Annotated in this window: 18 protein-coding genes; 10 read left to right on the forward strand and 8 right to left on the reverse strand. The window is 71.2% G+C overall.

Annotation, left to right across the window (positions count from 1 at the left end):
• Position 1 precedes the first annotated feature (1 nt).
• Positions 2-346, reverse strand: coding sequence for a TraR/DksA family transcriptional regulator (locus tag FJQ56_RS04695; protein ID WP_140008000.1), 345 nt, complete (start codon positions 344-346; stop codon positions 2-4).
• On the reverse strand, positions 343-1311 hold the full coding sequence (locus tag FJQ56_RS04700) for an ERCC4 domain-containing protein (protein ID WP_140008001.1): 969 nt from the start codon (positions 1309-1311) through the stop codon (positions 343-345). Before FJQ56_RS04700 ends, FJQ56_RS04695 begins: the two co-directional genes overlap by 4 nt.
• A 167-nt stretch (positions 1312-1478) precedes the next feature.
• On the opposite strand from FJQ56_RS04700, the gene FJQ56_RS04705 reads away from it, so the two are divergent.
• The 7 genes from FJQ56_RS04705 to FJQ56_RS04735 all read left to right on the forward strand — a co-directional run bounded on the left by FJQ56_RS04705 (position 1479) and on the right by FJQ56_RS04735 (position 6038).
• Positions 1479-1805: a WXG100 family type VII secretion target gene (locus FJQ56_RS04705; RefSeq protein WP_140008002.1), complete on the forward strand. Its 327-nt coding sequence runs from the start codon at positions 1479-1481 to the stop codon at positions 1803-1805.
• Positions 1802-2092 (forward strand): WXG100 family type VII secretion target, encoded by a 291-nt coding sequence (locus FJQ56_RS22005; protein WP_170215256.1) that lies wholly within the window; start codon positions 1802-1804, stop codon positions 2090-2092. Before FJQ56_RS04705 ends, FJQ56_RS22005 begins: the two co-directional genes overlap by 4 nt.
• Positions 2080-3390 carry a WXG100-like domain-containing protein gene (locus tag FJQ56_RS04715; RefSeq protein ID WP_140008004.1) on the forward strand — a complete coding sequence of 437 codons (1311 nt, stop codon included), beginning with the start codon at positions 2080-2082 and terminating at the stop codon, positions 3388-3390. The genes FJQ56_RS22005 and FJQ56_RS04715 overlap by 13 nt, the downstream gene beginning before the upstream one ends.
• A complete protein-coding gene (locus tag FJQ56_RS04720; RefSeq protein WP_140008005.1) occupies positions 3387-3713 on the forward strand; it encodes a hypothetical protein in 327 nt (108 codons plus the stop codon). Before FJQ56_RS04715 ends, FJQ56_RS04720 begins: the two co-directional genes overlap by 4 nt.
• A gap of 238 nt (positions 3714-3951) precedes the next feature.
• Complete coding sequence (locus FJQ56_RS04725; RefSeq protein ID WP_281284656.1) at positions 3952-4233, forward strand: contact-dependent growth inhibition system immunity protein; 282 nt, start codon at positions 3952-3954, stop codon at positions 4231-4233.
• Positions 4234-4300: 67 nt separating this feature from the next.
• On the forward strand, positions 4301-4585 hold the full coding sequence (locus FJQ56_RS04730; RefSeq protein WP_140008007.1) for a contact-dependent growth inhibition system immunity protein: 285 nt from the start codon (positions 4301-4303) through the stop codon (positions 4583-4585).
• Between the two features lie 67 nt (positions 4586-4652).
• Positions 4653-6038, forward strand: a complete 1386-nt coding sequence (locus tag FJQ56_RS04735; protein ID WP_140008008.1) for an HNH endonuclease signature motif containing protein — start codon at positions 4653-4655, stop codon at positions 6036-6038.
• Between the two features lie 16 nt (positions 6039-6054).
• Here the strand turns inward: FJQ56_RS04735 and FJQ56_RS04740 are convergent, their stop codons facing one another.
• Entirely contained in the window at positions 6055-8787 is a 2733-nt protein-coding gene (locus FJQ56_RS04740) for a class F sortase (protein ID WP_140008009.1), read from the reverse strand.
• A gap of 104 nt (positions 8788-8891) precedes the next feature.
• On the opposite strand from FJQ56_RS04740, the gene FJQ56_RS04745 reads away from it, so the two are divergent.
• Together FJQ56_RS04745 and FJQ56_RS04750 are read left to right on the forward strand one after the other, a co-directional pair.
• The gene (locus FJQ56_RS04745; RefSeq protein WP_140008010.1) at positions 8892-10343 is read left to right on the forward strand and encodes a gamma-glutamyltransferase; all 1452 of its coding nucleotides are present in this window, start codon (positions 8892-8894) and stop codon (positions 10341-10343) included.
• 69 nt (positions 10344-10412) lie between these two features.
• Positions 10413-11039: a hypothetical protein gene (locus tag FJQ56_RS04750; protein ID WP_140008011.1), complete on the forward strand. Its 627-nt coding sequence runs from the start codon at positions 10413-10415 to the stop codon at positions 11037-11039.
• Positions 11040-11052: 13 nt separating this feature from the next.
• On the opposite strand, the gene FJQ56_RS04755 is transcribed toward FJQ56_RS04750, so the two are convergent.
• The 4 genes from FJQ56_RS04755 to nrdR all read right to left on the reverse strand — a co-directional run bounded on the left by FJQ56_RS04755 (position 11053) and on the right by nrdR (position 15981).
• Positions 11053-11652: a dual specificity protein phosphatase family protein gene (locus FJQ56_RS04755; RefSeq protein ID WP_170215257.1), complete on the reverse strand. Its 600-nt coding sequence runs from the start codon at positions 11650-11652 to the stop codon at positions 11053-11055.
• A gap of 80 nt (positions 11653-11732) precedes the next feature.
• Entirely contained in the window at positions 11733-12293 is a 561-nt protein-coding gene (locus tag FJQ56_RS04760) for a hypothetical protein (RefSeq protein WP_211350752.1), read from the reverse strand.
• A 125-nt stretch (positions 12294-12418) separates the two neighbouring features.
• Positions 12419-15340 (reverse strand): vitamin B12-dependent ribonucleotide reductase, encoded by a 2922-nt coding sequence (locus FJQ56_RS04765; protein ID WP_140008013.1) that lies wholly within the window; start codon positions 15338-15340, stop codon positions 12419-12421.
• Positions 15341-15507: 167 nt separating this feature from the next.
• Entirely contained in the window at positions 15508-15981 is a 474-nt protein-coding gene (gene nrdR / locus FJQ56_RS04770; RefSeq protein ID WP_140008014.1) for a transcriptional regulator NrdR, read from the reverse strand.
• 339 nt (positions 15982-16320) lie between these two features.
• Here nrdR and FJQ56_RS04775 point away from each other — a divergent pair, with 339 nt between their 5' ends.
• Positions 16321-16677: a hypothetical protein gene (locus FJQ56_RS04775; RefSeq protein WP_140008015.1), complete on the forward strand. Its 357-nt coding sequence runs from the start codon at positions 16321-16323 to the stop codon at positions 16675-16677.
• Between the two features lie 146 nt (positions 16678-16823).
• Here FJQ56_RS04775 and FJQ56_RS04780 read toward each other — a convergent pair whose 3' ends face one another.
• Positions 16824-17159 (reverse strand): LysM peptidoglycan-binding domain-containing protein, encoded by a 336-nt coding sequence (locus FJQ56_RS04780; RefSeq protein WP_140008016.1) that lies wholly within the window; start codon positions 17157-17159, stop codon positions 16824-16826.
• Between the last annotated feature and the right edge of the window lie 63 nt (positions 17160-17222).

Here is a 17222-nt window from a genome sequence, read left to right on the forward strand (position 1 = left end):
CCTACCGAGGAGGGGGCGTGCAGCCGACGCAGGTGCGCGCCGTGGGCCGCACCTCGAGCCGCTCGGGGTCGATCGGGCGACCGCAGACCTCGCAGGTGCCGTAGGTCCCCGCGTCGAGCCGGGCCAGGGCGGCGTCCACGTCGGTGAGCGTCTGGTCGGCCAGGCGCACCAGGGTGTCGATCTGCGACCTCTCGAAGGCGATGGTCGCCCCCTCGGGGTCGTGCTCGTCGTCGGCGTTGGTGTCGCGCGACGCCTCGACCACCTCGTCGAAGTCGCCGCGCAGCTGGGCCAGGCGTCGCGTCGTACGACGGCGCTCGGCCTCGAGCCGCTCGCGGGGGTCGGTCACGCACGCGCCGCTTCGTAGGCCGCCGCGACGTCGCGCGGGATACGGCCGCGGTCGCTGACGACGTAGCCCTGCACTGCCGCCCAGGCCCGGATCTCGGCCGGGGTCGCGGGGGCCGGGGTCAGGGGCGGGGCGTCGGCGAGGTCGGCGACGGCCGCGACGCCGTGGTCCTCCTCGGCGGCTGCGACCCACGCCGCGGCCAGGAAGCGGTAGGTCCACTCCTGGGCGAGCTTGCGGGTCTCGCAGAAGTGGATCGGCACCTGCGGCCATCGGACCTGGCACTCGGCCAGTCCCTCGAGCACGACGGCCGGTCGGACGTGCTTGACCCCCAACACCTGGGAGTAGCGGTCCTCCACGACGACGGCAGCCCGGGGTACGGCGGCGAGATCGGCGAGCTGGTATCTCAGCTTGCCGCTGGTCAGGGAGGACACCAGGTCGTCGAGGCTCTTGCGCTCGACGGACGCGACCAGCGCACCCGCGCGGACGACGCCGTAGTCGCCGGCGACCAGCGCCGCCTTGACGGTGGTCGCCTGTTGGTCGGAGAACCCGTAGGCGTAGCGCTCGTGGGAGTCGACCACGATCTCCAGGTCCTGGAGCCCGCTGGCGCGGGCGCGCGGGATGGCCCCCGCCGGCCGGGCCTGCTTGGTGGTGCGGGCCGACTGCCAGAAGATCGCCTGACGGCCACCCTTGATCGTCGTCATCACGAGCTGGCTGCGGTTCTCGCGGCCCCGGTCGAGCACCAGGTCGATGCTGGCGCCGCGCCGGACGCAGCTGCGCACCGGCACCCGCTCGACCACCTCGACGTCCTCGGGCCACTCCTCGACCCGATGGCAGTAGATCTTCGCCGTGCGCGGCCAGGTCTCGCGAGCCTTGAGGATGACGCCACGCTCGCCCAGCGGGATCCGCAGCAGGTAGGGCAGCGTGGAGTCGCCGTCGGGGTTGCGGGCGATCACGAAGTCGTCCGGCATGGAGCCGAGTCTGGCACCCCGAGGCACGAGACCGCGGGCGGCGCAAGGGCGGACGGCCAGGCTGTGGACGAGCGAGAAGTTCTCCACAGATTGCTCCGCGGGCCGCTCCGGGGTCGATTTCGCGGTCAGGGTGAAGGCGTCCTGCTGACCTCACTCGGGAGCTCGCCATGACCCTCGACCTCGTCCACGCCGACCTGATCTCCACCGTCGCCGAGCTGCGCGACGTCGCCTCCGCGCTCGACGCCGAACGACGGCGTACCGACCTCGCGGTCGACGTGCTGCTCGACGGCGGCTGGTCGGGGCGCGCCGCGTCCGCCTACCGGGAGGGCTGGGAGGAGTGGCGGGCCGGGTGCGGCCGGGTGCTGGCCGCACTGTCCTCGATGGCCGAGCTGATCAGCACCTGCCACGCCGACCAGGTCGAGCAGGACGAGCTCGCGGCCGCTGGGCTCCGCACGCTCACCGCGGAGCTGCTGTCCACGGGAGCCCGCTCGTGACCGCGTACGCCGTCGACCTCGACCGGCTGCTCGACACGATCGACCGGCTCGAGCGGTGCGAGGCGGCCTGCGACGAGGGCCTCGACCGCGTCTCGGCGCGGGTGCGCGCACTGCAGACCACCTGGTCCGGGCTCACCGCCGACGCCCAGGCCACCGCGCAGGCCGAGTGGGAGGCCGGCTTCGCGCTGATGCGCGAGGGCCTGGCCGACATGCGCCGCGTGGCGTCGACCGCGCGCGCCAACTACCTCCAGGCCGCCGACACCAACGTCCGGATGTGGACGCTGTGACCCACCTCGAGATCGGCGGCGTCGGCTACACCAACGCCTCCCAGATGCTCGGCGACGCCAACCGGCTCGCGGCGACCGCCGTCTCCGGCCTCAACGTGGCGCTCGCCGAGGGCGGCGCGATGGCGGGTGACTCGTCGTTCGCGGACGAGTTCGCGGCGGCGTACGACGAGGCCGCGGAGACGGTCGTCGACGTGTTCGTCGACGCGGTCGACGCGCTGGCCAGCCTGTGCCGCCTCGCCTACTGCTCGCTGGAGAACCACTACCGCGCCGAGCTCTCCTCGATCGCGACTACCACCACCTTCTCGACCGAGCCGGACGCCGCGGGCCACGACCTGTACACCGCCGTGGCCCTCGACCCACCTCCCTCGCTCGGCGGCGACGCCTCGTTCCTGCCCGGCTGGGCCAACGTCATCCTCGACCACGTCGAGGGCTTCGTCTGGCCCGACGCCGACGTCGACCGGCTGCGCTCGACTGCCGACGCCTGGCGCAAGGCGGCCGGCCAGATCGACTACGTCGTCGACCTCACCGGCGACGCCATCTGCGAGCTCTGGGAGGAGCGCTCCCCCGAGATCCCGCTCGCCACCGATGCCGTCGCCAGGCTGCGGATGGGGCTGCGCGAGCTCGCCACCGCCTGCGAGCAGCTGGGCACCGTCTGCGACGACTACGCCACGGCCGTGGAGACCCAGCGCGAGCTGATCCTCGACCTCGTCAGCGACCTGATCCGCGACGCCGTCCTGATCCAGGCCGCCGGGTTCGTCCTCGGCTTCGTCACCGGCGGCAGCACCAACGCCGTCGCGATGTGGATCAACTCCGGCAAGCTCGCCGCGCAGGTGCCACGATTCAAGGCGTTCGTCGAGGCGGTGCGGCTGGCGGGCGCCGGCGCGGCGACGACGATGCGAGCCGGCACGGAGGCGGTGGTGCGGGTGCGGAACAAGCTGAGCAGGTTCCGGAACGTCGCACCGATCAGGTCGTGGGGGCACTCAGCGGTAGTCGACCCGGGGCAACTTGCTCGGCTTCGTGCTTACATCGGGAACCCGAAGAGGTTCGATCCCAGGACGCTCAAAGGACTGTCGCGGCGAGACGTCCGCGAGGTCTTGGAACACTGGGAGATGCGGCCGGCCAAGAACGGCGTCGGCTTGATGTTCAAGGACCCGGTGCACGACGGACGACAGATTCGTCTGATGCAGGGCTACCTCAAGGGCAACCGCCCAGACGCCCTCACCCATGGCGACTACATGGTTGTCTCTCAGAACGGTAAGAAGTTCAAAGTTCCTCTGGAAGGAAACCCCCTGCTGTGATCGACATTCAGGCAGTCCGTGACGAATTGCTCGCCGACCTGGAGGAGACGCTCGAGTCTCAGGGCTACCTGCCAATGCACGATTTTGCTTGGACTCTCCGCGGGTACGAACTAGGACTCACGCCTCAGGAGATCCAGTCGATCAGCGCTGAGGTATACGAGCTCCTCATAGCAAAGACACCATCACGCCTGATGTGGAACGTATGGCCCAAAGACCTGGACGGAGCCTGGGACGCCGATGCGGGGACCGAGCCCGACTTCGACTTGGATCCGGATCGTCCGAAGGGCATACCTCTGCTCATGCTCGTTCCGCGACGCACCTGACTCGACGTGCCTCTACGTACCAACGGCGCTCGCGGCCTAGCCAAGGTGTGGCGCGTGGTTCTCGCCAGACGTGGCGGTCCGACAGCGCACTCCGGCTCGGCGAGTTGCCCGGGCCATACGTTGAGTCGGGGGTGACGGAGATCCGGACCCGAATCGCGGTACGGCGCACAGCAAGTTCAGCGTGATGCCCTATCTGCCGCCGTCTGCCGCCGTCGCCATTGACTAGAAGGGCAAGGTCATGTCATTTCCGCAACTAGAGGTCCTGATGAGCGCCTACTACCACCAGGACTGGGTCGAGCTGGGAATGTGGGAGACGCTCGAGCTCTACCTCCACGACTCGACTGGGGCCGACGCCGGTGCGTTGACGCTGGACCTCAGCCGGGCCCTCGGCACGCTGAGCGAGGCCGAGGTCAAGGCCCTCCTCGACTCCTACTACTGCGCGGTCTCCATGGAGGGCGAGCCGGGCGGCTATCGCGGCTGGCTTGAGGAGATCGCCCGCCGGGTCTCCGCGGGGCCCTGACTCGGCAGCAGCAGCCGCAGCCGCAGCCGCAGTCGTTTGTTCGTTCGCTTTCGGACTTGGAGGGCACGTGGAGACCTATGAACAACTGGGAGTCCTTATGGGGGCCTACTTCCACGAGGACTTCGAGGGCCTGGAGGCACCTCTTGAGGAGTACCTGGCTGACGCGTCCGACGACGAGATCAGTGTCCTGGTGTCGGACGTTGACGCGTTCGTCGCCGCCACCCCCATCACGGACCTGCAGCCGGCCCTGTACCGGCTCGGAAGCTACGTCTGGCTCGGTGAAGACTCGCGGGCATATCTGGACTGGCTAGAAGCCATTCGCCACGCAGCCGTTCTGCGATCAGCCGGCTGAGCCCACGGTCGTCCATCACAGCCCGAACGGTCTTTTGTTCGAACACGTGTTCGAGTATCATGAACCCATGCCCGCCGCCCTCGCCGACACCGCCGTGACCCCGGCGCTGCTGCTCGACGAGGTCCGCCGTGCCCGCGCTGCGGCCGAGGCCGCCGAAGCCCGGATCATGGAGCTCGCGGTCGAGTGGGCCCACGCCCACCCCGTCCTCGAGGGTGGTGAGGGGTGGCAGATCACCACGGCCACTGGCGTGGCCTACAGCGAGGTCGACGGCACCGCTCTGGCGTTGGACCCCACCGACCCCGCGGCTGAGGAGCTGGTCGAGTGGTGCGGCATCCCCCCGGTGGCCTGGGATGCCCCCGCGGCGTTCGCTGCGGCCAACAAGATGTTCACCGCCGCCGGCAAACGCCTGATCCGTGACGCGTTGATCCTGCACCACCGCCTGCCCCGGACCTGGGCGCGTGTGACCGGTGGTGAGGTCCCCGCGTGGCGGGCGCGTCGGGTCGCTGAGGCTGTGCTGGCCGCCCCGGCCGATGTGGTGGCCTACGTCGATGACCAGATCGCCCCCGTGGTCGGCACCATCGGCACCGTCACCCTGGACCAGGTCGTGGAACGAGCCATGACCCTGCTGCACGCCGAGGCCCGCGAGGCCGACCAAGCCTGCGCCACCGAGTCCCACGAGGTCCGCTTCCACGGTGACGCCCAACCCGACGGCACCGCCGAGCTGTTCGCCCGCGGGGACTACAAAGACCTCCACGACCTCCACCAGACCCTCACCCACGTCGCTGCAGCCCTCAAGGCCGCCGGCGACGACACCGACCTCGACGTACGCCGCGCCCGCGCCCTGGGGATCCTGGCCGACCCCGCCCAAGCCCTCGCCCTGCTCGCCGGCCGCGAGGCGCCCACGCTGTCCAAGCAGGCCGTGCTCTACCTGCACCTGACCGACCTGGCCCTGCTCGGCCTGGACCCCGTCGCCCTCAACGACACCACCCGCCACGCGATGCTCACCGCCCAGGTCCGCGACTGGCTGGCCCGCACCGACACCCACGTCGTGGTCAAGCCCGTCCTCGACCTCGCCGAGGACCTCCACACCGAGTCCTACGCCATCCCCACCCGGCTACGTGAGCAGACCCAGCTCCTGCATCCCACCTGCGTGTTCCCCTTCTGCACCCGACCCTCCCGACGCTGCGACCTCGACCACATCGATGCCTGGGACAGCGACCCGGAAAACCCGGGCGGGGCGACCTGCTCGCACAACCTCGCTCCCCTGTGCCGACATCACCACCGACTCAAGACCCACACCCCCTGGACCTACCGACGCCTCGACACCCGACTCTTCCTGTGGACCGACCCCCACGGGATCCACTACCTCCGCGACCACGCCAGCACGTCCCTCGTCGACCGCACCGTCGAGGACGCAGACGGCTACCCGGCAGGCGACACGCCCACCGGGTAGCCGTCGTACGTCGGGCTCAGCCCAGCCGCACCGCCGTCACCACCAGGTTGTCGACGTAGTGCAGGCGTCCGTTGGGCATCCGCCGCGGGGTGGTGCAGGTGATCAGGTGCACCAGGCGCTGGCCGTTGGTCCGGAACAGCTCAGCCGGCACTCCCCGGGTGCGTGGGTAGCGCCTCATGGAGCGCACCTCGAAGCGCTCCACCCGACCGGACGGGTTGGTCCAGCGCACGACGTCGCCGCGGCGTACGCCTCGCAGCGCGCCCATCTCCCCCGGCCGTCCCGAGACGTGACCGGACAGCACCGAGGCGCCGATCAGGTCGCCGTGGGCGGCGGTGGTGCGCAGCCAGCCGATGCGGCTGCGCTGGTCGGGTACGGCGATGGCGCCCCCGCCGTCGAGACCGACCGAGGCGACCGTGAGGCGGATGCCGACGCGGCTGACCGTGAGCGTGCCGCCACGCCCGGCCCTCGGCTCGGCCCGGTGGGACGCGGGCAGGCGGTAGTCGCTGTCGAGCCAGCGGGGCTCGACACGGCGCTGCGGCACGTACGGCGACGCCTCCGGTGCCGCCATGACGACGGCCGCACGCGGCGCGAGGCCGGACGTCGAGCGACCGGTCGGGACCTCCGGCACGACGGGCGTGACCGGTCGGGTCACCAGCGACGACTCACGGGTGAGTCCCGGCGGCGAGGCCGCCTCGTTCGTGGTCGCCGTCGCGACAGCGCGCTGGCTGTAGGTGTAGCAGCCGGGCCGCTCGAGGAGCACGGACGCCGTGTGGAAGACCCTGCTGCCGGTCACCCTCGTCGCACCGGATCCGGCGACCGGTGCACCCGACCAACGGAGTCCGGCGCACGACCGGCTGGAGGCGGGGGCGATGGGCCCGTAGAGCCGCCACCGCACCGTGACGGTGTCGTTCCACGCCAGGCCGGTGAGCCGGACGGTGTCGTGGATGCGGTCGCCGACGAGCGCCCGCTGGTCCGAGACGACGGTGGTGATGTGCGGGGTACGGCGGACGACCAGCGACGTCTCGGTGGCGAGCCCCGGCGGCGACGTCGCGGCCTCGGTGAGCGGGGTCGCGAGCACCTCCTGGCTGTAGGTGTAGCAACCGGCCCGGCGTACGACGACCGACGGCGTCCGGCGGTCGCGGCTGCCGGTCACCGTCATCGAGCCCGACCCGGCAACCGCGGCGCGCGACCAGCGCAGGCGGGCGCACGACCGGCCAGCGGCGGGGGCGAGCGGGCCGTGCAGGCGCCACCGCACGGTGACCGTGTCGTCGGCTGCGAGTCCGCGCAGCCGGACGGTGTCGTGGATCCGCGCGCCGACCACCGCGCGCTGGTCGGAGACGACCGTGGTGATGCGGGGAGTGCGGGGCAGGACGCGGGTCGTCTCGACGCGCAGCCCGCACGGCGTCGTCACGGGAAGCGTGTCGAGGTCGCCGGGCAGGCGCTGCACCCAGGTGTAGTAGCCGACCGCGCGCACGACGACCGACGGGGTGTCGTAGGTGCCGTCGACCGTGACCCGCTTGCTGACCCGGCCCGCCCGGGTCCACCTGCTGCAGTCACCGGGGCCGGGTTGCTTCGCGAACGGTCCGTGCAGCTCCGCCACGACGACGCCGCGGTAGCCCGGCGGGAGGTTCTTGACGGCGACGGCGTCGTGGATGGCGGCGCCGGGCCGCACCACGGCGTGGGAGGTCTTCGTCATGATCGCGGGCTGCGCCTTCTCGACGCGGGTCGAGGCGGTGACGGAGGCGACCGCGGTGTTGGACTGCGCGATCCAGCCGCGCTGCACCCCGGCTGCCCGGGCGGTCGAGCCGCCGTGCGTCGACCAGCCGCGCTGGCGGTAGAGCACGGCGTCGGACGCGGGTCCGCTCACGCGCGCCACCACCCGGAAGCGTCCGATGTCGGTGGGACGCAGCCGGACCACCGTCGTCCGGGTCCCGGTCGTCACCGGACGCGGGCAGGTCGTCGGCCCCCAGCACTGCCACCGCACGCGTACGCCGGGCACGGACCGTCCCGCAGCCGACCTGACGGCCACCCGGTAGCTGCGCACCTGGCCGACCCGGACCGGGCCGGTCCCCACGAGGTCGACCCGCAGCCGCCAGGGGCCGCGGAACGCCGAGCCCGCCCGCCACATCGACTGCGCCAGACCGAGGGTCCTGGCGTCGATGCCACCGACCGGCGGCCGCACGGTCTCGCCCACCTCGAGGCCGCCGGGATAGACGACGAGCCCACCGGGGCGGGTGCCGTCACCCATCACCTCACGCACGATCAGCGCGATCGCGGCGTCGCGGTCGTCGCTGCCGGTCGAGCCCCGCGCGGCCCAGGTCGAGACGACGTAGTTGAGCGCCGCGACCTCCGGGTCGCCGACGCGGCGGCCCAGTTGGTTGACCAGCCAGGCCGTCGACACCCGTTCGGCCCGTCGGGGCAGCCGCGAGTCGTAGAGGTAGTCGATGCAGAAGAAGATCCGGCCGTCGGGCGCCCGGTAGGTGCCGATCCAGGTCAGTCCGCTGCCCTGTGCCGTGGAGTAGCGCAGGCAAGCGCCGCGCACCAGGTTGGGGTCGATGCGACGGCAGTCGTCCTTGTCGACCCGGCGATGACTCGGCGGGTCGAGCGGACGGTCGTCGCGCTGGCTCGCCGGTGGCGAGGCCGTGGCCGGCGGTGCGCCGCCGGGTGGCGCGACGAGCAGCGTCAGGGCGCCGACGACGAGCGCCAGGATCAGGAGGGCAAAGGGAAGGGGACGGGTCCGAGAGGTCATGGCGCAGACGCTCGCCGCTGCGCAACCCTCGCTCAACGGGCCGCTCGCAGCCTGTGGATGGGAGCGTGAAAGCTCTGCGGTTTCGCGCCACTAAGGTCTCGCGCATGTCGTCATCCCGGCGCGGAATCGCCGTCGCCGCCCCCAGCGAGGTCGCCGCCGAGGCCGCCGAGCAGGTCGGGCACGCCGGCGGCAACGCCGTGGACGCCGCCCTGGCGGCCGCGCTCGTCGCGATGGTCAACGAGGTCGGCATCGTGTCACTCAGCTCGGGTGGCTTCGTGACGGTCCAGCCGGCGCGCGACGCCGCGGCGTACACCGTCGACGGCTGGATGGACGTCCCCGGCCGCGGCCTGAGCGAGGAGCAACGGCATGCGGCGCGCACCTGGGACGTCTCCACCGAGTACGGCGGCGGGGTCGACATCACGATCGGCCCGGGCTCCGTGGCGACGCACGGGTCGGTCGCGGCGTTCGGCGAGGCGCACGCCCGCGACGGGCGGCTGCCCTGGCGCGAGGTGGTGGCCCCCGCGATCGCGGTCGCGCGCGGCGGGTTCCGGCTCGGGTCCGCGTCGCGCTACTACCTCGACCACGTGCGCGACGACATCTTCGGCTGGGACGACGCCAGTCGCACCGCGCTGGCCTCCGACCTGCTCGTCGTCCCCGACCTGGCGGAGTCCCTCGAGCAGATCGCCGAGGACCCCCGGGCGATGCACGAGGGCGACCTCGCCGACGCGATCAGCCGTGACGTGCTGGCCCGCGGCGGGCTGCTGGGGCCGGCCGACCTGGCGGCGTACCGCCCGGTGGTGCGCCCGTCCCTCACCTCGCGCCTCGGCGCCTGGACCCTGGCCACGACTCCCCCGCCCTCGGTCGGCGGCGTGGTCGTGACCGCGATCCTGCGCCTGCTCGACGGCTGGTCGCCCGACGCACCCGACGCGGCCGCGCGTCTGGTCGACGCCCAGCGCCGGGTGCTCGGGCACCGACTCGACGTGCTGGACCACAGCACCGACCTGCAGGCCGACTCGTCGGCGTACCTGCGCACGCTCGGCGGGCTGACCGAGTCGGGCTCGACCGCCCACGTCTCGGCCGTCGACTCCGACGGGCTCGCCTGCGCGGTCACGGTGTCCTCCGGATACGGCTCCGGGATGATCGCCGCCGGCACCGGCATCTGGCTCGACAACTGCCTTGGCGAGCAGGAGCTCAACGCACGCGGCCTGCACGGCAGCCCCCCGGGCACCCGACTGCTGTCCAACATGGCCCCGACCGTCGTGCGGCACGACGACGGCTCGACACTCGCGATCGGCTCGCCCGGCGCCGACCGGATCACGACCGCGATCACCCAGGTGCTCGCGAGGTACGTCGCCGGAGTCGGCCTGCAGGACGCCGTCGGGCACCCGCGCGTGCACGTCCACCGGGCCGGTCGCGCCGACGAGGTCGTGCGCCAGGAAACCGAGCCGACGATGTACTTCGGCGGCGTCGGTGCCGCCCTGGTGCGAGCCGACGGCCGGCTGCTGGCGGCCGCCGATCCCCGCCGCGAAGGGGCGGTGCGGATCGTCCCGGCGTAGGCTGAGGTGACGGACCTGCGTGGAGGCCGCACGACCATGTGCCGCTCACGCTGTCCGGGACCGGGACCCATGACTGTCACTTCAGCGCACTGGCGCGAGCCTGACCTCGATCTCGACCACGACGCGGACAGCGAGGAGACGGGCGAGACCGCCGGACCCGTTCCCGTCGACGCCGCGGAGGCCGAGGCCGCCTGGGCCGCTCGCGTGCCGGAGGTCCTCGCCGAGGTCGCCAAGGGCTACCAGGCCCTGATCACGCACACCGACCTGGCGGCCCGGCTGCAGGCCGACACCGGCATCCGTACCCGCAGCAACCCCCAGACCTGGCTCGGTCGGGTCCTGGCCGTGGCCGCCGCCGACGACGTGGCCCAGGGCCGACCGCCGCTGACCGCCCTGGTCGTCCACCGCACCAACGGCACCGTCGGTGAGCCCTACAACGAGGTGCTCCGCGTGACCGGCCAGGCCGCGATCGAGGACGAGGTCGCGCGCGAGCGGCACGCCGCCGAGGCCCGGATGGAGTGCTACCGCTGGGCCGGCGCCAACCTGCCCGCCGACGGCGGCAACTCCGCGCTCTCCCCGCGCTACGACATGGTGCTCAGCCGCGGCCGCAAGAAGGCCCGCCAGGAGGCCGAGCCCGACGTGTGCCCGACCTGCTTCATGGCGATCCCGCCGACCGGGGTGTGCGACAACTGCGGCTGACCCGCAGCTGAGGTCAGTCGCCCTCGGCCCGTCGCCGCTGGGCGATGATCCGTACGACGTCGAGCGGGTTCTCCTCGCGCCAGGCCCTGAGCCGAGCGCGGTCCGACCGCCGCTGCGCGCTGGTGGCACCGGAACGTCGGTGCCACCAGCGCAGTGCGTCCTCGGCGTACGCGACGGCCGCGATGGGACGCGCCGCCCGGATCAGCGCGATCGCCTCGACGACGTCGACACCCTGCGCGAGCAGCACCGCGTAGCCGAGTGACGGCCCGCGGTTGATGCCCATGTGGCAGTGGCTCAGCACGACCGCGTCCGGGTCCTCGAGCGCCTCCTCGACCCAGCTGACCGCCGTCTCGAACCACGCCGGCGGCACCCGCTGACCCACGTCGTCCATGCCGTGCCACAGGTAGCTGACCCGGTCGCTCAGCCGTCGTACGAGGGCCTGGTCGTCGGCCTCGATCCGTACGTCGACCACGTGCGTGACGCCATGGGCCAGCAGCTCCCCGAGCTGGCGGTGGGCGAGCTCGTCGTCCCACTGGTCGAGGTCACCACCCACCGCGAGCCGCGGCGTCACGAAGGACGCGTTGGCCAGGTCGAGGGTCGGCAGGTCGCTCACGCCATCACTGTGCCGTACGACGCCAGCGCCGGGTCTGCATAGGACGTCCGACACACCCCGCCAGGCCTCGAGCGCCTCCGTCACCCCCCGAGTACGTCGCCGCCGTAACCGAACACGTGCAGGCTCAGCACGTCGACCTCTCGACGGGGTTCACCGAAGAAGGCGGCCAGGCGCGCCACCACTCGATTGAACGGACGTTCACGGGCCTGTCCCGCTTCGTTCCAGTTGGCCATCGGGACGACGAGGAACAGGTGCTGCGCGTCGGGCGCGATGTGCGCCTTCCACAGATCTTTGAGGTCGTGATTGTTGGTGGTGGTCCCACCCCGCTCCACCTCGGCCAGGATCCCGCGCTGCTCGGCCAACCGGAAGTAGAAGTCGGGTCGGGCGCGGGTGACGAACCCGTCCTGCGGCGTGATGACCACCTCCTCCCCGAAGCCGATCTCGACCCGGAGGAGCGTGGAGACGATGTCCTGCACCGCTCTGCTCTGCGCACGGTGGACGTGCACGAGGGCGATCTCCGGGCTGCTCGAGGCGAGGTGCGCCGACAGGCGCTGCGCGAGTCCGTCGACCCGTTCCAGCTCTGCGTTCTCCGCGTCGGTGGGGGAGGAACGGACGAAGCGTCGATAGCGGGTCAGCGTCACAGTCACGCAGCTTGGCCCGCCGGCCTGGCGGAAGCTAGTCGCGGGTGGAGAAGACCCGCACGGCACAGAACACAGCGAGGGCCAGACACCCGTCGGTGTCTGGCCCTCGCTGTCGGTTCGTCAGATCAGCTGCAACCGCTGGTCGAGCCGCAGCCCTCGCACACGTAGCAGGAGCCGGCGGGGCGCATCTTGGTGCCGCAGGTCATGCAGAGCGGGGAGTCGACGGCGGTGCCGGTGAGCTGCTCGAGGAGCTCGGCGGAGGTGTGGGCCTTGCCCTGGTGGACCTGCGCCGGGATCTCGCGCTGCTCGGCGCCGTGGGTGTCCTTGGTCTCGACGACCTCGTCGGTCTCGGCCGGGTCGGCCACCGAGGTCGACTCGACCAGCGTGACGCCGGACTCGATGAGCTCCGAGGCGTTGCCGGTCTCCTCGGGCGGGAGGTCGTAGGAGCCGGTCTCGAGGTGACGCTGGCGCTCGCTGGCCGAGTAGATGCCGAGCATGGAGCGGGCGTCGAAGTCGAGGTAGTCCAGCGCCAGCCGGCGGAAGACGTAGTCCATGAGGGACTGGGCCATCCGGACGTCGGGGTCGTCGGTGAGGCCGGCCGGCTCGAAGCGCAGGTTGGTGAACTTCGAGACGTAGGTCTCGAGGGGGACGCCGTACTGCAGGCCGATGGAGACCGCGATCGAGAAGGCGTCCATCACGCCGGCCAGGGTGGAGCCCTGCTTGCCGAGCTTGAGGAAGACCTCGCCGAGCTGGCCGTCGTCGTGGGCACCCGAGGTCATGTAGCCCTCGGCACCGCCGACGGTGAACGACGTGGTCCGCGAGGCGCGCGACTTGGGCAGGCGCTTGCGGGTCGGGGCGTAGACGACCTTCTCGATGACCTTGGTCTCGACGGCAGCAGCAGCCTCGGCGGCGTCGGCGGCGTCCTTCTTGGCGGTGCCGCCACCGTCGGAGAGGGGCTGGCCGACCTTGCAGTTGTCGCGGTAGACCGCAGTGGCCTTGAGGCCGAGCTTCCACGACTGCAGGTAGACGTCCTCGATCTCGGCGACCGTGGCGCTCTCGGGCAGGTTGACCGTCTTGGAGATCGCGCCGGACAGGAACGGCTGGCAGGCCGCCATCATCCGCACGTGGCCCATCGGCTTGAGCGACCGGGCGCCCATCGCGGTGTCGAAGACCTCGTAGTGCTCCTGGCGCAGGCCGGGAGCGTCGATGACGTGGCCGTTCTCGCCGATGAAGGCGACGATCGCCTCGACCTGCTCGGGCTGGTAGCCCATCTTGCGCAGGGCACGCGGGATGGTCTGGTTGACGATCTGCATCGAGCCGCCGCCGACCAGCTTCTTGAACTTGACCAGCGAGAAGTCGGGCTCGATGCCGGTGGTGTCGCAGTCCATCATGAAGCCGATGGTGCCGGTGGGCGCGAGGACCGAGGCCTGCGCGTTGCGGAAGCCATTGGCCTTGCCGAGCTCGACGACGTCGGCCCAGGCCTGGGTGGCGAGCTTGTGCACGCCGCTGTCGGCGATCGCGAGGGTGCGGATGGTGTCGTTGGCCGCCTGGTGCTTGCGCATCACGCGCTGGTGGGCCTCGGCGTTGCGGGCGTAGCCGGCGTAGGGACCCACGATCGCGGCGAGCTCGGCCGAGCGCTTGTAGGACTGGCCGGTCATCAGCGAGGTGATGGTCGCCGCCATCGCGCGGCCGCCGTCGGAGTCGTAGCCCAGACCCATCGCCATCAGCAGCGCGCCGAGGTTGGCGTAGCCGATGCCGAGCTGGCGGTAGTCGCGGGTGGTCTTGCCAATCGGCTCGGTCGGGAAGTCGGCGAAGCAGATCGAGATGTCCATCGCGGTGATGATGAACTCGACGGCCTTGGCGAACAGGGCGGCGTCGAAGGTGTCGTCGTCCTTGAGGAACTTGAGCAGGTTGAGCGAGGCCAGGTTGCACGAGGAGTTGTCGAGCGACATGTATTCGGAGCACGGGTTGGACGCGGTGATCCGACCGGTCTCGGGGTTGGTGTGCCAGTCGTTGATGGTGTCGTCGTACTGCAGACCCGGGTCGGCGCAGGCCCACGCGGCCTCACTGATCTTGCGGAACAGGTCGCGGGCGTCGACGCGCTCGATCTCCTCGCCGTTCTTGCGGCCACGCAGCGCGAAGTCGGTGCCGTCCTCGACGGCGCGCATGAACTCGTCGGAGACACGCACCGAGTTGTTGGCGTTCTGGTACTGGACGGAGGTGATGTCGACCCCGCCCAGGTCCATGTCGAATCCGGCGTCGCGCAGGGCGCGGATCTTGTCCTCCTCCTTGGCCTTGGTCTCGACGAACTCCACGATGTCGGGGTGGTCGACGTCGAGGACGACCATCTTGGCCGCACGGCGCGTGGCGCCACCGGACTTGATGGTGCCGGCCGAGGCGTCGGCGCCGCGCATGAAGGAGACCGGGCCCGAGGCCGTGCCGCCGCTGGAGAGCAGCTCCTTGGACGAGCGGATGCGGGAGAGGTTGAGGCCGGCGCCGGAGCCGCCCTTGAAGATGAAGCCCTCTTCCTTGTACCAGTTGAGGATCGAGTCCATCGAGTCGTCGACCGAGAGGATGAAGCAGGCCGAGACCTGCTGCGGCGACTGGGTGCCGACGTTGAACCAGACGGGGCTGTTGAAGGAGAAGTACTGGTTGACCAGGAGCCAGGTGAGCTCGTGCTCGAAGACCTCGGCGTCGGCCGGGGTCGCGAAGTAGCCGTGGTCGACGCCGGCCTTGGTGTAGGTCACCACGATCCGGTCGATGAGCTGCTTGAGGCTCCACTCGCGCACGTCGGTGCCGACGGCACCGCGGAAGTACTTGGTCGTCACGATCGTCGAGGCGTTGACCGACCAGGTGTCGGGGTATTCGACCCCGCGCTGCTCGAAGACGGTGGCGCCGGTCTTCCAGTTGGTCTGGACGACGTCGCGGCGCTCCCAGGTGAGCTCGTCGTAGGGGTGCACGCCCGGGGTGCTGAAGACCCGCTCGAGGGTGAGCCCCTTGCCGGTGCCGCCGCTGGTCTGGCTGGCGGCGTTGACGGTCTCGGTCATCTTGGTGCTCCTTGGGGGTTCCCGTGATCGGGGAGGTGGTCGTGGTCCAGTGTTGCGGGAGCCTCCGACAGTCCTGGTCGACTGCGGGGCCCTGGGGTGGAGCGGGGGGGAAACGACGTTGGTACGCCCGGCAGGCGGCTTCCCCACCACCTGCCGGGCGGTCTGTGTCAGCCCGTGGGCTGGGCGAGGGGCGGGAGCTCCTCGGCGTGCATCGACGCGATCTCCTTGATGAAGTCGTCGGCCGACTCGAAGGCGCGGTAGACGCTGGCGAACCGCAGGTAGGCGACCTCGTCGAGGGCCCGCAGCGGGCCCAGGATGGCCAGGCCCACCTCGTGGGCCGGGACCTCGGCGGCCCCGGTCAGGCGCAGGGCGTCCTCGACGTCCTGCCCCAGGCAGGCGAGCTGCGCGTCGGTGACCGGGCGGCCCTTGCAGGCCTTGCGGACCCCGGCGACGGCCTTGTCACGGGTGAAGGGCTCGGTCGCGCCGGAGCGCTTGAGCACGCTGAGCTGCATCAGCTCGACGGTGGTGAACCGCTTCTCGCACGACGAGCACGAGCGACGACGGCGGATCGAGCCACCGTCGTCGGCGACACGGGAGTCGAGGACCTTGGTGTCGGTGCCGCGGCAGTAGGGACAGTGCATGGTGCTCTCCTCCCTGAGGACGACGGTCGTGCGTGGGCCTGTGGACAACCGAGGTCTTCCTGGGGAGAACACTCGCCGCGCTGTGGGTCTTCCACCTCAAGCTGTGGACTAGATGTGGATAACTACATCGTTGTAACTACTAGATGTTGTGGTGACAGTACGCCGACGGCGGACGGGTACGCAACCCGAACCGGGACATTGCCCCAGGTTTGTTGGGCCCTCGGTCACGACATCGACAAATCCGCAGGTCACAGCCCTGGACAGCCGCCGCGCGCCCCGGTCTGGACCATGCCCCGACGGCGTGTCGGGCCCGCCGGGGCATGGGTGACAATGGGCCGCGTGACCCCGGGGAAGCGAGCAGGCGCACGGACGCGGCCCCGACTGCGTCCCCGCCTGCTGCTGCTGGCCCTCGGCGTGACCGCGGCCGTGGTCGCCTGGGGCTACCTGGTCAGCGCGGCCATCGACTTCGGCACCCGCGCCCGCGCCGGGGACGGGGCCGCCTGGGGCTTCCTGGTCCTGGCCGCCGTGGGCGCCGTCATGTGTCTGTTCCTGGGCCTGGCGCTCGCCGTGCGGGCGGTGCGCACGCTGGGCTCCACCCGCGTCGCCACACCGGGCTCCCCCACCGCGCCACCGGGACCCGGCACCCCTCCCACCGAGCCGCCGAGACCGCCGGGTGGACGCCGCGCCGCACGCTGACACCCGCCAGGGAAGTCGGGACGAGAGACGTCGGAAAAAGAAACAGAGGCTGCCAGGTGCGGGAGTCGTCTTCCCTCGACTCCGCACCCGGCAGCCCTCTGTGGGTTCGCCCGCCGGGGTCGAGGCGGCGGACGAAGCTGAGGACCTCAGTCGACCGGCACCGCGAGGCTCTGACCGGCATCGAGGACGACCGAGTCGAGGTCGTTGAGATCGACGAGGTGGGTGACCATGTCACGCACGTCGCGACCGTCGGAGGCGGCCGCGGCGATATCCCACAGGGTCTGGCCGGGCTCGACAACCACCGTCTCGGTGGCCTCGGGCTCACTGGTGGCCATCGATCCGCCGGCGAACATGACGCCGATCGCCGCGAGGACGAGGAAGGCCAGAACGAGCACCACGAGGCGTCCGCGACGGGTCAGCCGGTAGACGGGCCCAGCGACGGGCCCAGCAACGGGACGGACGGTGACGGACGTGGTGCTCATGGGTGCCTCCTGGGGAAGTGGTGCGCTCTCGATCTGATGTCTAGTGGTGACCACCGACAGTTC

The organism is Nocardioides plantarum, assembly GCF_006346395.1.
Classification (GTDB): Bacteria; Actinomycetota; Actinomycetes; order Propionibacteriales; family Nocardioidaceae; genus Nocardioides; species Nocardioides plantarum.

Bases quoted from the DNA above. Each gene is read 5' to 3' on its own strand.
- FJQ56_RS04700 (WP_140008001.1), bottom strand. From the start codon at position 1,311: ATGCCGGACGACTTCGTGATCGCCCGCAACCCCGACGGCGACTCCACG.
- FJQ56_RS04705 (WP_140008002.1), top strand. From the start codon at position 1,479: ATGACCCTCGACCTCGTCCACGCCGACCTGATCTCCACCGTCGCCGAG.
- FJQ56_RS04725 (WP_281284656.1), top strand. From the start codon at position 3,952: ATGTCATTTCCGCAACTAGAGGTCCTGATGAGCGCCTACTACCACCAG.
- FJQ56_RS04735 (WP_140008008.1), top strand. From the start codon at position 4,653: ATGCCCGCCGCCCTCGCCGACACCGCCGTGACCCCGGCGCTGCTGCTC.
- FJQ56_RS04740 (WP_140008009.1), bottom strand. From the start codon at position 8,787: ATGACCTCTCGGACCCGTCCCCTTCCCTTTGCCCTCCTGATCCTGGCG.
- FJQ56_RS04745 (WP_140008010.1), top strand. From the start codon at position 8,892: ATGTCGTCATCCCGGCGCGGAATCGCCGTCGCCGCCCCCAGCGAGGTC.
- FJQ56_RS04750 (WP_140008011.1), top strand. From the start codon at position 10,413: ATGACTGTCACTTCAGCGCACTGGCGCGAGCCTGACCTCGATCTCGAC.
- FJQ56_RS04765 (WP_140008013.1), bottom strand. From the start codon at position 15,340: ATGACCGAGACCGTCAACGCCGCCAGCCAGACCAGCGGCGGCACCGGC.
- nrdR (WP_140008014.1), bottom strand. From the start codon at position 15,981: ATGCACTGTCCCTACTGCCGCGGCACCGACACCAAGGTCCTCGACTCC.
- FJQ56_RS04780 (WP_140008016.1), bottom strand. From the start codon at position 17,159: ATGAGCACCACGTCCGTCACCGTCCGTCCCGTTGCTGGGCCCGTCGCT.